12 protein-coding genes are annotated in these 13738 nt (G+C 55.8%); 1 reads left to right on the top strand and 11 read right to left on the bottom strand.

Going from position 1 to position 13738, the window contains the following annotated elements:
- Positions 1 to 19: 19 nt before the first annotated feature.
- From KP014_RS06490 to KP014_RS06455, 8 genes are all read right to left on the bottom strand, one after another.
- On the bottom strand, positions 20 to 985 hold the full coding sequence (locus KP014_RS06490; RefSeq protein ID WP_175491895.1) for an aldo/keto reductase: 966 nt from the start codon (positions 983 to 985) through the stop codon (positions 20 to 22).
- 154 nt (positions 986 to 1139) lie between these two features.
- Positions 1140 to 1457 (bottom strand): hypothetical protein, encoded by a 318-nt coding sequence (locus tag KP014_RS06485; protein ID WP_051500241.1) that lies wholly within the window; start codon positions 1455 to 1457, stop codon positions 1140 to 1142.
- A 27-nt stretch (positions 1458 to 1484) separates the two neighbouring features.
- A complete protein-coding gene (locus tag KP014_RS06480; RefSeq protein WP_036597306.1) occupies positions 1485 to 2363 on the bottom strand; it encodes an inositol monophosphatase family protein in 879 nt (292 codons plus the stop codon).
- An 84-nt stretch (positions 2364 to 2447) separates the two neighbouring features.
- Entirely contained in the window at positions 2448 to 3218 is a 771-nt protein-coding gene (gene fabI / locus KP014_RS06475; protein ID WP_036597308.1) for an enoyl-ACP reductase FabI, read from the bottom strand.
- A 98-nt stretch (positions 3219 to 3316) separates the two neighbouring features.
- Positions 3317 to 4324 carry a UV DNA damage repair endonuclease UvsE gene (uvsE, locus tag KP014_RS06470; protein WP_036597310.1) on the bottom strand — a complete coding sequence of 336 codons (1008 nt, stop codon included), beginning with the start codon at positions 4322 to 4324 and terminating at the stop codon, positions 3317 to 3319.
- A complete protein-coding gene (locus KP014_RS06465) occupies positions 4321 to 4638 on the bottom strand; it encodes a hypothetical protein (RefSeq protein ID WP_036597311.1) in 318 nt (105 codons plus the stop codon). Before KP014_RS06465 ends, uvsE begins: the two co-directional genes overlap by 4 nt.
- 42 nt (positions 4639 to 4680) lie before the next feature.
- Complete coding sequence (locus KP014_RS06460; protein ID WP_036597314.1) at positions 4681 to 5772, bottom strand: D-alanine--D-alanine ligase; 1092 nt, start codon at positions 5770 to 5772, stop codon at positions 4681 to 4683.
- A gap of 19 nt (positions 5773 to 5791) precedes the next feature.
- Positions 5792 to 6802 (bottom strand): amidase domain-containing protein, encoded by a 1011-nt coding sequence (locus KP014_RS06455; RefSeq protein ID WP_036597316.1) that lies wholly within the window; start codon positions 6800 to 6802, stop codon positions 5792 to 5794.
- A gap of 362 nt (positions 6803 to 7164) precedes the next feature.
- Here KP014_RS06455 and acnA point away from each other — a divergent pair, with 362 nt between their 5' ends.
- A complete protein-coding gene (gene acnA / locus KP014_RS06450) occupies positions 7165 to 9903 on the top strand; it encodes an aconitate hydratase AcnA (protein ID WP_090834439.1) in 2739 nt (912 codons plus the stop codon).
- A 134-nt stretch (positions 9904 to 10037) separates the two neighbouring features.
- Here the strand turns inward: acnA and KP014_RS06445 are convergent, their stop codons facing one another.
- From KP014_RS06445 to KP014_RS06435, 3 genes are all read right to left on the bottom strand, one after another.
- Complete coding sequence (locus KP014_RS06445) at positions 10038 to 10982, bottom strand: serine O-acetyltransferase (RefSeq protein WP_246590652.1); 945 nt, start codon at positions 10980 to 10982, stop codon at positions 10038 to 10040.
- A 94-nt stretch (positions 10983 to 11076) separates the two neighbouring features.
- On the bottom strand, positions 11077 to 12684 hold the full coding sequence (locus KP014_RS06440; protein ID WP_090834440.1) for a family 2A encapsulin nanocompartment cargo protein cysteine desulfurase: 1608 nt from the start codon (positions 12682 to 12684) through the stop codon (positions 11077 to 11079).
- On the bottom strand, positions 12671 to 13624 hold the full coding sequence (locus tag KP014_RS06435; RefSeq protein WP_036597428.1) for a family 2A encapsulin nanocompartment shell protein: 954 nt from the start codon (positions 13622 to 13624) through the stop codon (positions 12671 to 12673). The genes KP014_RS06440 and KP014_RS06435 overlap by 14 nt, the downstream gene beginning before the upstream one ends.
- Between the last annotated feature and the right edge of the window lie 114 nt (positions 13625 to 13738).

Here is a 13738-nt window from a genome sequence, read left to right as displayed (position 1 = left end):
GTTCCGGTCAACCGATTCTTCAGCCCTGCTCCAGATATTTGACCTGTGACGGAGTCAACCTTACCTCAAGACTCTCCAGAGCCTCCTCAATCTGCCCGAACGAGCTGGTGCCAATAACCGGTATTACCGTGAAGGGTTGACTAATCAAATAGCTAAGCACAATCGAAGAGATGGAAACATTCAATTGGCCGGACAGCTCCGCCACGCGCTCCATCCGTCCGAGATTAACCTCATTATAGTAAATGTTTCTCACAGCGGCTTTGAGAGAATCCGGCCCGCCGGCATGCAGCTTCTGAAAAAAACCCTTGGCCTGTGGAGTAAAAGCGAACAGGCTAAGCCCGGTTTGTGCATGAAACTCATACCCTTCCTTATCCATTTCGACCGTTGTCGTATCCTCAATTGAGCCTTCATTTGTATCCGCAAGGCTCCACTGAATCTGACTGGCGGAAAAGGTCTGCACTCCGTGGGCCGCGGCAGCCGCCGCCGCTTCCCGGATCCGGTAAGGCCTCCAATTGGAACAGCCGAAATAGCGGATTTTGCCTTCCTTGACCAGACGGTTAAGCGGGCGGAGAACCTCCATAACCGGTATACTCTCATCATCACGGTGCAGCCAATATATATCGATGGTATCCACACCAAGCCAGCGCAAGCTTTCCTCCGCATCCGATCGAATCTCGGCCTCGGACAGACGCGAAACATTCATACTCTCCAGTCTCGGATGACCGCCTTTTGTGGAGATCAGAACCCGTTCCCGCAAGCCGCTTTTCTCCAGCCATTTCCCTACCGTGATTTCGCTCTTCCCGTGACCGTCCGCCAGCCAATCGGCATAGACCCTGGCCGTGTCTATCCAGCTTCCTCCGGCTTCCACAAAACGGTCCATGATCCGAAAAGATTCTTCTTCGGATACGGCGCTGCCAAATTCAGCCGTTCCCAGGGCCAGAGGCTTAAAGGTCAAGTCCGTACCCGGCATTGCTGCAAGCTTCATCGTCATTGCCACCTATCATTTTATATTTGCAAATCAAACTCTGTATGTGAAAAAGAGCCCTGGGCCGCTGCGACGCAGCCCTGGACTCCTGTTATATTATAAATGCACCGGCTAAGGTCCCGCATATCCGTTCACCGCCATGGTTCCGGCCATTCTATCCGCCGTCATCGGAAAGCTCCTTCCGGTCTGCAGGCGTATCGGAAGCAGTGCTGGAAATCGGATCTGGAGAGGCATCCTTCCGTTCTTTTGTCCGCGTCCGTTCCAGATATTTGTCATATCTGTCGTCCAGCTCCCGGGCCATTTCCCGATATCGGTAAGTCTCCTCCACAATCGGATCAAGCGCGGTCTGAATGCGTATTTCGTATTTCGGCGATACTGAATGGCGCTGCCCCGCTTCACGGCCGCTTTGCGCAAGCTCACCTTCGGTCAGCATCTCGCTCAAGCGACGTTCCAGATCTTCTTTCCCGCTCATCCTAAGCCCTGCCTCCTTCTGCGTATGCTAGAATCCCGTCGCTCCCGCTTCTTTCAGGGAAGACAGAATGTCTTCATGAATATGCCCGTTGGTAGCCACGATGTGTCGTGTGCCGATATGATACGGCTCACCCCGCATATCGGTAACGACTCCGCCCGATTCTTTGACCAGCAGCACACCGGCGGCGCAGTCCCAAGGGCTTAGACCCGCTTCATAGTAGCCGCTGACCCTCCCTGCAGCCACATAAGCCAGATGCAGAGCGGCGGAGCCCCCGGCGCGGACGCCGCGGACTTTCGGCAGGATGTTCTGGAAGGCGGCCAGGTTGGTCGGCTGGGCGAACTGCCGGTCCGGCGGAAAGCCGAGCGCAATCAGACTGTCGTCCAGCGAGGCTTCCGAAGAGACGGCAGTCTTGACGCCATGCACGTAAGCGCCTTTTCCTTTTTCGGCCACAAACATTTCATCGCGCACCGGATCGTAAATGACGCCAACCGTCAATTCGCCGCGTACGGCAAGCGCGATGGATACCGCGTAGAAGGGAAAACCGTGAACGAAGTTGGTTGTTCCGTCCACCGGGTCGACGATCCAGAGGTACTCGTTGTCCTTCAGCTCCTCCAGCGCGGCGGTTACGGCATTGGCTCCCGGCTCCACCCCTTCCTCACCCAGAAAAGCATGATCGGGATAGTGCGTCAGCACAAGTCTGCGGATCATCTGCTCTGCGCCTTTATCCACTTCCGTCACCAGATCGCGCGCCGATGACTTCGTTCCCAGTTCCTTTACCGTCCCTTGTCTGCTCTTGATATACTCTCCGGCTTTGGCAGCCGCATTGATGGCTACCGCCGTATAACCTTTGCTGGACACGACATACGGTTCCCGCTCGTTACCGCTATTAGGATTTAAAGAACTCATCTCTTCACTCCGCTTTCTTCAACTTGATAGCCGGGGCGCAGGGATCCTTCGCAGCTCGCGGGGACCTGCCGTCCGGCCCGCATGCTAACCTCCGATGATGTGATATCCACCGTCCACATAAATTACTTCTCCGGTAATCCCGCGTGATAGATGGCTCATCAGGAACATCGCCGTATCGCCAACCTCGGCGGTATCCGTACTGCGACGAAGCGGCGCCTTCTCCTCCACGATACGCAGAATCGAGTTGAAATCGCTGATGCCTTTGGCAGCCAGGGTGCGGATCGGTCCGGCCGATACGGCGTTCACCCGGATGTTGTCCGGACCCAGATCGCTCGCCAGATAGCGCACCGAAGCCTCAAGCGCCGCTTTCGCTACACCCATTACGTTATAATTGCGCATGACGCGCTCCGAGCCCATATACGTCATAGTGATAATGGAGCCGCCCTCAGTCATGAGAGGATGCAGCCGCTGGGCAACCGCAACCAGCGAGTAGGCGCTGATATCATGTGCCAGCGCAAAGCCCGAACGCGAGGTGTCGGCAAAGCGGCCTTCGAGGTCCTCTCCCTTAGCAAAGGCGATGCTGTGCACAATGCCGTGCAGCACGCCAAAGCTCTCTTTCAGTTCCTCCGCCAGCTTGTCGATTTCCTCATCGACCGTTACGTTGCACGGCAGAATCACTGAACCGGGAATGGTCTCGGCCAGCTTGCGCACCCGTCCTTCCACACGTTCGCTCTCATATGTAAAGGCAAGGCGCGCTCCCTGTTCCGACAGGCTTTTGGCAATCGCCCAGGCGATGCTGCGATCGTTCGCCACGCCCATCACAACAATATTTTTTCCGGTCAGCAGATCTCCCATTTTATATGCTCCTTTAGTTGTTAAGTTTTGCAGGTAAACCAAAGTTTCCTTCAAAGTACCTCATTTGCGGCCACTTATCAAGTCAGACAGGCCATAATCTATGCCTCGATACTGATGCTTGCTCCGTCCAGCACGGTGATTCCGCTTTCTGCGCTTTCCAGTCCTCTCAGCGTCTCCATCAGCTCAAACAGCGCCCCGTCCTTCGCCTTGGCTTCGATCATCACATCAACCGCCGGAGTATCGGCAGCGATCCGTTTCAGAAAAGCAAGCAGCGGCTCCGGCTCCACCCCGTCGGCATGGCTCCGGGGATCGGAAGGGCTGCGGGGACTGGACACGTGGATCTTGGGCGGAAGCGGCTTATCTGTTTCAACGTCCTTCAAGGCCAGCAGCGTCTGCCAGGTCCGGCTGATTTCAGGCCACAGCTCCCAGGGAGACTCTCCCTCGTTATTCACCCATTGATGATGGATATCCAGCACCATCGGCAAGCCGAGCGTCTTGCAGACCTCCAGCGTCTCCACCGCGTTGAACGTCTTGTCATCGTTCTCAAGCGTGATGCGTTCCTGCATCTCCGGCGCAAGCTCCCGGAATTGCTTCACGAACCGGGCCGCTGCCGAAGTCTTATCCCCGTAGGCTCCGCCGATATGGATATTGTTCTTGGCTGTTGCCGGAAGATCCATCGCGGACAGCATGTCCGTATGGTGCCGCAGGTCGCGGACAGAACTGGCAAGCACCTCGGGACGGGGAGTGCTCAGCACAGTAAAATGATCGGGATGGAAAGACACCCGCATCCCGTTCTCCTTAATATAACGGCCAACCTCGGCAAAATCATCGGCCAGCGCGGCAAAAGGATTCCAGTCCCGCAGCTCCGGATGCGTAGCCAGCGGGATCAGCTTCGAGGTCATCCGGTATACCTTTATATCAGACGCCCGGTTATGCCTCAGCAGCCTGAGCGTATTATGCAAATTGCCTCTAGCGATCAACTCAAGGCGGCGAAGCGCCGCCTCGCGGTCTTCCAGCTTGCTGAACGAAGCCATCGTCATCGTCTTGGACGGTGAACAGTCTTTAATGACGGTGGACATCGCCACATAGCCGAAGCGGACGATCATTCCCGCTCCCCAAAGAACATCTCGTCGGCCAGCGACGTCTGTACTCTGGATTCTTCATCGTTCAGCTTGCGGACAAGCTCCATCTCAACCGCGGTGACTTCATGGCCCTGGAAGTTGATCTCTGCGATAGACGCCGAGATTTTGACGATAGCCACGGCAATGTTGTCCGGCGTATAGGCAATAACCTTTTGTCCGGTCGGAAAGATGCGGAACCCTTGCTTCAGCATTTTGCAGCGTCCGTATTCCAGCAGTTCGTACAGCTCCTGCTCATTCTTGAATTTGCATACCGAATTAAACTCCGTTTGAAATCCCATAATACCTTCTCCTTTCCGGCCGGATGATCCGCCTATTGTTTATTATTGCTCGTTATCGTATTTCAAGCCCTGCTTGAACTGATGCCGCTCGAACGCGAGAGCGATCATGCGGTCCAACAGCGACTGGTATGAAACGCCCGTCTCGCGCCACAAGAGCGGATACATGCTGAACGGCGTGAAGCCAGGCATCGTGTTGACCTCGTTGATCAAAATTCTGCCGTCGGATTTGCGGAGGAAGAAATCGGCCCGCGCAATGCCGCTGCCTTCAATGGCCCGAAAAGCGGCCAGCGCCAGCTCGCGCAGCCGGTCGGCGGTTTCGGGATCGACGGGAGCCGGAATCAGCATCTGCGACTTGCCGTCGATATATTTGGCCGCATAATCGTAATATTCGCCGGAGGAGACGATTTCGCCTGGAACGGAAGCCTCCGGCTCGTCATTGCCGAGCACGCTGACCTCCAGTTCCCGCCCATCGACGAACTCCTCGACAATGACCTTGGTATCGTAACGGAAGGCGGTCTCAATCGCCTTGACAAGACTTTCCTTGTCCACGGCTTTGGAGATGCCGACGCTGGAGCCCAGATTGGCCGGCTTCACGAATACCGGATAGCCGAGCTTATCCTCGATGCCGACAATCAGATCATGGCTCTTGCTCTTCCAGACGGCGGCATTGAAATAACCGTACCGGCACTGCTCCAGCCTCGCTTCCGCGAAGAGCTTCTTCATGACGACTTTGTCCATGCCCGCCGCCGAGGCCAGCACTCCAGCACCGATATAAGGAATATTAGCCATCTCGAACAAGCCTTGAATCGTTCCGTCTTCTCCATTCGTGCCGTGAAGCAGCGGGAACATCACGTCGACCGCACTTTCGCCGCCGAGACCGCTGAATACGGCGTTCAGCGCCTTACCCGTGTCTGCGGACACTCCTTCCAGCTTAAGCTGCTCCAATCGGCTGAACGGAGCTTCGAGCTTCTCGCCGATCTTCCACAGCCCCTGTTTCGTAATATAAAAAGGCAGAATTTCATATTTATCGTAGTCAAAAGCGTTCATCACGGCAAAAGCGGTCTGCAGCGATATTTCATGTTCTCCCGATTTGCCGCCGTACACCAGACCCACTGTCAGTTTTGCATTCTCCATTCCTTAACCTCTCTCCGAATTATAAATAGTCGTAAATGTGGAACAAACGATAGGCCGTTCTGTCGGTCCAGGCATAGGAATCCCGATAGTCCCAGTAGCGGTGTCGGCTGGATACCGTATGCGCGTTGACAAGCGGCATGCCGCCCGCGTCAAAGGCCGTAACGATCGTGCTGTGCTGAAAGCGTCCGTCTCCGTCCCAGTCATACTGAATGACGTCTCCAAGCATCAGCTGTTCGGGGCGTTCCACCAATTCCGCGCGCAGGCCCGTACGGCGTTCCCCGTCCAGATAGCGGCGCAGACTGTCCGAGACAGCCCAACTGAAGCTCCACTCCTCCTGCTTGCCGACGTAGCCTTTATACCACCAGCCCGTTTCTCTTTTACCAGTATAGTTGATCGGTGCCCCCCCTGCAAAGAGACATTGGGAGACATAATTCGTGCAGTCTACGGCAAATGTTTCAAATTCGGGGTTGTTCTCGTTCCACCACCGGTCCGCGTACGCCGCCGCGTCTTCCCGGCGGTACTGGACATCGCGGACGGAAGGGCCAAGCACCCTGCGGCTCAGCAGCGGCCCCGGAAAAGGCGGCGCTTCAAGGCTGGAGAGCTCCTCGGGAGACGCTCCAGCACCTTTCCGGGGAACCTTCTCCGGAATATCCCGCTCCACACCGGCGACAGTCCACCCCGCACTCCCTTTGGCATTAGCAAAGGTCAGGCGCTCCCGCTCCACTTTGTCTTCGCGGTGCGTGATCCCGCCTTTTTCATAATAAAATGCGCTGTGCAGGGCAACCTCCGCTACAACGTCCCCCGAATCCCGCTGCGCCGTCCGCAGCACCTTGACCCCCGTCTCGCAGCGCCGGGGCGTGATCCCTCTGTCGCTGTACCATTTCGCAATCCTCCGGCCGCGCTCCTGCTGCCCGAGCCCGATACCCGGTTCGCTCAAAGCGCCGGTTAAGACTTCCGCTTCGGGAACCACCCGGCTTTTGTTGCATTGATCGACATATACATACAGGCTTTGCTTCCATTTCTGATCCATTGCCCATTTTCGCCCCTTCCCGCACAGATACATAAATCTGCTTGCACTTACGCGTTACCCGCAAGAAAAACGCCTAAAGCAAATTCCCAGGCCAAAGGCTGCGCTTCGCCTGGACAATATGCTGCTGTACTATATATATGAGGCAGAGCGGGCGGCTATACGGACAATAACCCCACAAAGTGCAGTGTTGGACGCGAGGCTTAACTCCAGTATTTTGTTGAAGAACCAGGGCCGAAAAAGGAGCGGATTTTTCGAATAAAATGAAGGAAAAAACTTTACTCGACCTCCTGTAACCGTTATACTTAATAGACAGAGTTGAATATGAAATGGAGTTTCAACAGATGAAACAAGGAGGCACATTCATGCCAAGCAAGGATAATTTCAATCTGGTCCGCTCATTCACGTCGGGCGGCAAGACGTACCGTTATTACGATCTTCAATCCCTTGAACAGCAAGGACTCGGCAGCATCTCTTCCCTTCCCTTTTCTATTAAAGTGCTGCTTGAGGCCGCTGTCCGCCAGTTCGACGGAAGAGCCATTACGGAAGAGCATGTCAAACAGCTGGCCGGATGGGCCGGCGACATCGACCGCGGCAAGGAAATCCCCTTCATTCCCGCTCGGATCGTGCTGCAGGATTTTACCGGTGTACCGGTGGTTGTAGACCTTGCGGCCATGCGGGATACGGTGAAAAAAGCCGGCGGCGATCCAAAGCAGATCAACCCGCTCGTACCGGTCGACCTCGTTATCGACCATTCGGTTATGGTTGACGCTTTCGGCACCAAGGATGCGCTGGAATACAATATGAACGTTGAATTCGAACGCAACGAGGAACGCTACCGCTTCCTGCGCTGGGCGCAGACGGCATTCAACAATTTCCGCGCCGTTCCTCCGGCGACCGGCATCGTGCATCAGGTCAACCTGGAGTATCTCGCTTCGGTGGCGGCCACGAAGACGGCTGACGGAGAAACAACCGTGTATCCGGATTCGCTGGTAGGCACCGACTCCCATACGACGATGATCAACGGTCTTGGCGTCGTAGGCTGGGGCGTTGGCGGTATCGAAGCGGAAGCCGGCATGCTGGGGCAGCCGCTCTATTTTGTAACTCCTGACGTTATCGGCTTCAAACTGACGGGCAGTCTCGTGGAAGGCGCTACGGCAACCGATTTGGCGCTGACCGTTACCCAATTGCTGCGCAAAAAAGGCGTGGTTGGCAAATTCGTCGAATTCTACGGACCTGGCCTTGCGAATATCAGCCTGGCCGACCGGGCGACGGTCGCCAATATGGCGCCTGAATACGGCGCGACGATCGGTTTCTTCCCGGTAGACGATGAGACTCTCTTCTATCTGCGCAGCACGGGCCGTCCCGATGAGCTGGTGGATCTGGTTGAGACGTATTACAAAACCCAAGGCATGTTCCGCACGGCGGAAACGCCGGACCCGGTATTCAGCGATACAATCGAGCTGGATCTCGCCTCGGTCGTGCCGAGCTTGGCTGGGCCGAAGCGTCCGCAGGACCGGATCGAGCTTACTCATATGAAAGAGAACTTTGAAGGTATTATCCGCACTCCTGTCGACAAGGGCGGTTACGGCCTCAGCGACGAGAAAATTGCGCAAAAGGTCGAGCTTCTCCACAAAGACGGAAGCAAAAGCGAGCTGAGCACCGGCGCAGTCGTTATCGCAGCGATCACAAGCTGTACGAACACTTCCAATCCGAGCGTTATGCTTGGCGCGGGCCTGCTTGCCAAGAAGGCTGTGGAACGCGGCCTGACCAAGCCGGGCTATGTCAAGAGCAGCCTGACGCCGGGTTCGCTGGTTGTGACGGAATATCTGGAGAAAGCGGACCTGCTGAAGCCGCTGGAAGCGCTTGGCTTCTACGTAGCCGGCTACGGCTGCGCCACCTGTATCGGCAACTCCGGCCCGCTGCCGGATGAGGTAGCCCAGGCGGTTGCGGTAAACGATATGACCGTAGCGTCCGTCATTTCCGGCAACCGGAACTTTGAAGGACGCGTACACGCCCAGGTCAAGGCGAATTATCTCGCTTCGCCGCCGCTGGTTGTAGCCTATGCGATTGCGGGGACGGTCAACATCGATCTGCAGAATGATCCGCTCGGTTACGATCCGCAGGGAGAGCCTGTATACCTGAAAGACATCTGGCCAACCAGCGCCGAGATCAGCGAAGCGATTGGGTTGTCGGTCAGTCCGGAAATGTTCCGCCGCAAATACGAGCATGTCTTTACGGCCAACGAGCGCTGGAACGCGATTCCCGTGCCGGAAGGCGAATTGTACGAATGGGACGAAAATTCGACGTATATCCAGAACCCGCCGTTCTTCGAGCATCTGGCTGACGGTCTAGGCGACATCGAGAATATCGACGGCGCGCGCGTACTCGCCCTGCTGGGCGATTCCGTAACCACCGACCATATCTCGCCTGCGGGCAATATCACGACATCCGGCCCTGCGGGCAAGTACCTGAGCGAGCACGGCGTAGAGCGCAAGGACTTCAACTCTTACGGCTCCCGCCGCGGCAACCATGAAGTCATGATGCGCGGAACGTTCGCCAATATCCGGATCCGCAACGCGGTCGCTCCGGGAACGGAAGGCGGCGTCACCACCTACCTGCCGAGCAACGAAGTCATGCCGATCTATGACGCTTCCATGCGCTACCAGGCGGCTAAGCAGAATCTGGTCGTCATTGCAGGCAAGGAATACGGTACGGGCAGCTCGCGCGACTGGGCGGCCAAGGGCACGTTCCTATTGGGCGTCAAAGCCGTCATTGCCGAGAGCTTCGAGCGGATTCACCGCAGCAACCTTGTCGGCATGGGCGTGCTGCCGCTGCAGTTCCAGGAAGGCCACAGCTGGAGCAGCCTGGGGCTGACAGGCCGCGAAATCTTCGACATCACCGGACTTAGCAATGATGTGCAGCCCGGACAAGAGCTTACGGTTACCACCACCCGCGAGGATGGCACCCAGTTCGAATTCCCGGTAATCGCGCGGCTGGACAGCATGGTCGACGTCGATTACTACCACAACGGCGGCATCCTGCAAACGGTGCTGCGCCAGATGCTGGCGGACGCGTCTCCTACTGCTTCGGCAGCGGAATAATTTAAGGAATGGTGCGGGGCCTATCCCGTGAGGCCATTCCGAGCTTTAACCCGCTTTTCCGGATAAATTATAAACGAACCCATCTTCCACTTTATGATCAGTGGGAGATAGGTTCGTTTTTTTAATGCAGGCCCTTAAATTATCCAGTCCCAGGTGAATTCCTGCGGGAACTCTTGCCGCGCCTGGCCTTTGATAATCAGTTCCGGGTTCTTTACGGTTACTTTCGCGCCGGCAGGCACGGACTTGAAGATGGAAACATTGCTGCCGATCACGACCCCTTTGCCGATGACGGTATCCCCGCCCAGAATGGATGCGCCGGAATACACCGTTACATCATCCTCAAGCGTCGGATGGCGCTTTTTTCCATACATCAAATGGCCCTCCCTGAGCGACAAGGCTCCCAGCGTCACCCCGTGGTAAACCTTCACCCGATTACCGATCACCGTTGTTTCCCCGATTACCACCCCGGTACCATGGTCGATAAAGAAGGAACTGCCGATCTTCGCCCCGGGATGGATATCAATTCCCGTGACGCTGTGCGCATATTCGGTCATAATTCGAGGAATGAGGGGCACAGACAGCAATTCCAGTTCATGGGCCATACGGTAGATCCCCACCGCGAATAAGCCGGGATAGGAGAAAATGATCTCGCTCAAATCATTGGCCGCCGGATCTCCATCGAAAGCGATTTGGGCATCGGTGGCCAGCACGCTCCGAATCCGCGGGATTTCAGCCAGAAATTGATGAATGATTTCCTCCGCCTCCGGCCTTACCTCTTGGGAGGAATGGGAATCCTGGCCCCTTCGGTACAGCAGAGAGCGGCCAATCTGATCCGACAGTTTCTCCTGAATCTGTATGAGAACAGACCCAATATGATACTCCATCGTCTCGTCATTCAAGTCCTGCTTGCCGAAATAACCGGGAAACAGCAATTCCCAAACCAAATGTATGCTCTCAATAACCCGCTTGCGGCTCGGAAGCAGCGAATAATCCAGCAAAGGATTAATCGGCCGTTCCCGGTAGCTGGCCGCAATCTCCGCAACGAGACGGTTCATTCGGTTGTCATTAATACTGCTCAAGACTCACCCTCCTTTACCCCTGCTTCAATGGCATAGTCCGCGCCAAGAAATGATACGGAATGGACTGCGGCCTGTGCGCCGTTCCTGATACGCTTCAGCTATGTTTCAGTTTCAACAGCACAGACACCAGGGCGTCAATTTCCCCGCAGGTGTTATAGAGTGCCAGCGATGGCCTTACCGCGCTCTCTAGCCCGAATCTGCGGAGAATCGGCTGGGCGCAGTGATGACCGGAACGAACGGCGATCCCTTCATTGCTAAGGGCCTTGCCGACCTCCTCCGTCGTATACCCTGAGAGAACGAAGGACAGCACACCCGCTTTTTCCTTCGCCGTGCCGATGAGCCGAAGGCCAGGGACGCGGGAAAGCGATTCTATACCGTACTCCAGCAGAAAATGCTCATAGCGGTTGATAACATCCAGGCCGATCGAGGAAACGTAGTCCAGCGCCGCGCCAAGCCCGACCGCATCCGCAATATTTCCGGTTCCCGCTTCAAAGCGGGCCGGGGCCGGGTGAACAATGGTTTTCTCGAACGTTACATCCACGATCATATTGCCTCCGCCCTGGTAGGGACGCATGGATTCGAGCGCTTCGGGTTTGCCATAAAGAACACCGATCCCCGTGGGACCAAACACTTTATGACCCGAGAACACGTAAAAATCGGCATCCAGCGCCTGAACGTCCACTTTCAAGTGGGAGACGGCTTGTGCGCCGTCAACCAGCACTTTGGCACCGTAACGGTGGGCCAGACTGACCATCTCCGCCACCGGAGTAACCGTACCAAGCGCGTTGGATACATGGGTCAGGGAGACGAACTTCGTCCGGGAACTCAGCAGTTTCACATATTCGTCCAGCAGGATTTGTCCGCTCTCATCGACAGGCACGACGCGGAGCTTCGCCCCGGTCTCCTCGCAGACCAACTGCCACGGTACGATGTTGGCGTGATGCTCCAGCCATGTGATGAGAATTTCATCGTCTTTCTGCAAATGATGCTTGGCGTAGCTGCTTGCGACCAGATTGATTCCCTCGGTTGCTCCCCGGACGAACACGATCTCCTTCGCCGAAGGGGCGTTCAGAAACCGGGCCGCCTTCTCGCGGGCGCCTTCATAAGCGTCCGTCGAGCGCGCCGCCAGTTCGTGAGCGGCCCGGTGCACATTGGAATTCTCATGCTCATAATAGTACTTGATCCGCTCGATGACCTGCCGGGGCTTGTGGGTCGTCGCGGCATTGTCCAGCCACACCAGATTTTTGCCGTTCACCTTCTCAGCCAAAATCGGAAAATCGTTCCTAACCGCGTTTACATCAAACGACCCAAAGGATAGCGAAGGTGCCGAAACGGCGGAAGGAGCATGGTTGCCAGACGAGAACTCGACCGACGGAGCATAGCTGCCCGGCAAAGAGCTTGTCCCTTCATTGTTCAATTCAAATGCGCCGGGAATCGCCCGCAGAAAGTCCGCCTCGGTCCATAATCCATTGTACGATTGCCCCGCTGGAGAAATCTCCTGTACGGACGGTGCAAAGGCTGGCGGCGAAGGAATCGTATTCTGAACAGATGGTGCCAATTCCTGTACGGACGGTGCAAGCTCCGGGGCTGCAGAAGCGGCTTCAGCCGCCTCCCCAGATGAAAATTCCGGAAAGTATGCACTCGCCAGCGCCGCCAGGACAGATGGGTCCGGAAGGGATGGATGGTTGCTATTCGTAGTCATAGTAGTTACCTACATCTACGTCTTCCAGCACGCCTATCGCGTCATCGGCAAGAATAGCAACCGAGCAGTACAAGGAGAGGAGATACGAGCCGATGCCCTGCTTGTCGATACCCGTAAAACGGACCGAAAGCCCGCGGGACTGCTCGCCCGGAAGACCGGTTTGGTACAAACCGAGAACGCCTTGCTTATTTTCTCCGGTGCGAACAAGCAGAATATTTGTTTTGCCCGCCTGGCCTTTCGGGTTCTTATGACCGTCGACGAACAGCTTGTCCGTAGGAATAATAGGGATGCCTCTCCAGGTCAGAAAATGCGCGCCAAAGAGCTGCACCGTTTGCGGCGGAACGCCGCGTCTTGTGCACTCCCGGCCGATGGCCGCGATGGCGCGCGGGTGGGCCAGGAAATAGGAAGGCTCTTTCCACACCTTGGAGATCAATTCGTCCAGATCATCCGGCGTCGGCGCACCATTGCGCGTTTGAATGCGTTGGGAAGCCGCCGCATTTTTCAAAAGACCGTAATCATCGCTGTTGATGAGTTGGCTTTCCTGCCTTTCCTTAATGCTCTCAATGGCAAGCCGCAATTGTTCCTGAATCTGGTTGAAGGGGCTGCTGTATATGTCCGATACGCGGGTATTGACGTTGATAATCGTCGAAATGGAGTTCAGCACGTATTCGCGCGGGCTCGTACTATAATCGACAAAGCCTTCGGTAATGTTCGATGTATCGCCGGTGCTGCACAAAATATCAAGCGGCGTATCGCCTTCCTGCACCTTGTTAAGCCGGTAGATTCCGGTTTCAAGTCCTTTCCAATCGAACAGCCTTGTGATCCAGCGTGGTGTAAGGGAATCGAATTGCGGTGCAGATTTAGTAACATTTGCCAGTTGATAAGCTGCCGACGAACCGAGCGCCGGTACGGCCAGATTGCTATTGTCTTGTTCGGCCATAGTAAATCCCCCTTAAGTAATATAATGATGAAAAATATATAATATGGCCCATCGCCGGAACTATATGTACTTACCTTCAAGAGAGCGATGCAGCAAAGTCGCGCCAAACCATCC

It is taken from the genome of Paenibacillus sophorae (assembly GCF_018966525.1).
GTDB classification, from domain to species: domain Bacteria; phylum Bacillota; class Bacilli; order Paenibacillales; family Paenibacillaceae; genus Paenibacillus_AQ; species Paenibacillus_AQ sophorae.
Note: the sequence above shows the minus strand (reverse complement) of the source record. Positions and strands in the feature narration are given on the sequence as shown.

What these genes read in the sequence shown, in the direction of transcription:
- KP014_RS06480 (WP_036597306.1), bottom strand. Translation starts at nt 2,363, where the DNA reads ATGAGTTCTTTAAATCCTAATAGCGGTAACGAGCGGGAACCGTATGTC.
- acnA (WP_090834439.1), top strand. Translation starts at nt 7,165, where the DNA reads ATGCCAAGCAAGGATAATTTCAATCTGGTCCGCTCATTCACGTCGGGC.
- KP014_RS06485 (WP_051500241.1), bottom strand. Translation starts at nt 1,457, where the DNA reads ATGAGCGGGAAAGAAGATCTGGAACGTCGCTTGAGCGAGATGCTGACC.
- KP014_RS06490 (WP_175491895.1), bottom strand. Translation starts at nt 985, where the DNA reads ATGAAGCTTGCAGCAATGCCGGGTACGGACTTGACCTTTAAGCCTCTG.
- fabI (WP_036597308.1), bottom strand. Translation starts at nt 3,218, where the DNA reads ATGGGAGATCTGCTGACCGGAAAAAATATTGTTGTGATGGGCGTGGCG.
- KP014_RS06455 (WP_036597316.1), bottom strand. Translation starts at nt 6,802, where the DNA reads ATGGATCAGAAATGGAAGCAAAGCCTGTATGTATATGTCGATCAATGC.
- KP014_RS06435 (WP_036597428.1), bottom strand. Translation starts at nt 13,624, where the DNA reads ATGGCCGAACAAGACAATAGCAATCTGGCCGTACCGGCGCTCGGTTCG.
- KP014_RS06465 (WP_036597311.1), bottom strand. Translation starts at nt 4,638, where the DNA reads ATGGGATTTCAAACGGAGTTTAATTCGGTATGCAAATTCAAGAATGAG.
- KP014_RS06440 (WP_090834440.1), bottom strand. Translation starts at nt 12,684, where the DNA reads ATGACTACGAATAGCAACCATCCATCCCTTCCGGACCCATCTGTCCTG.
- KP014_RS06460 (WP_036597314.1), bottom strand. Translation starts at nt 5,772, where the DNA reads ATGGAGAATGCAAAACTGACAGTGGGTCTGGTGTACGGCGGCAAATCG.
- uvsE (WP_036597310.1), bottom strand. Translation starts at nt 4,324, where the DNA reads ATGATCGTCCGCTTCGGCTATGTGGCGATGTCCACCGTCATTAAAGAC.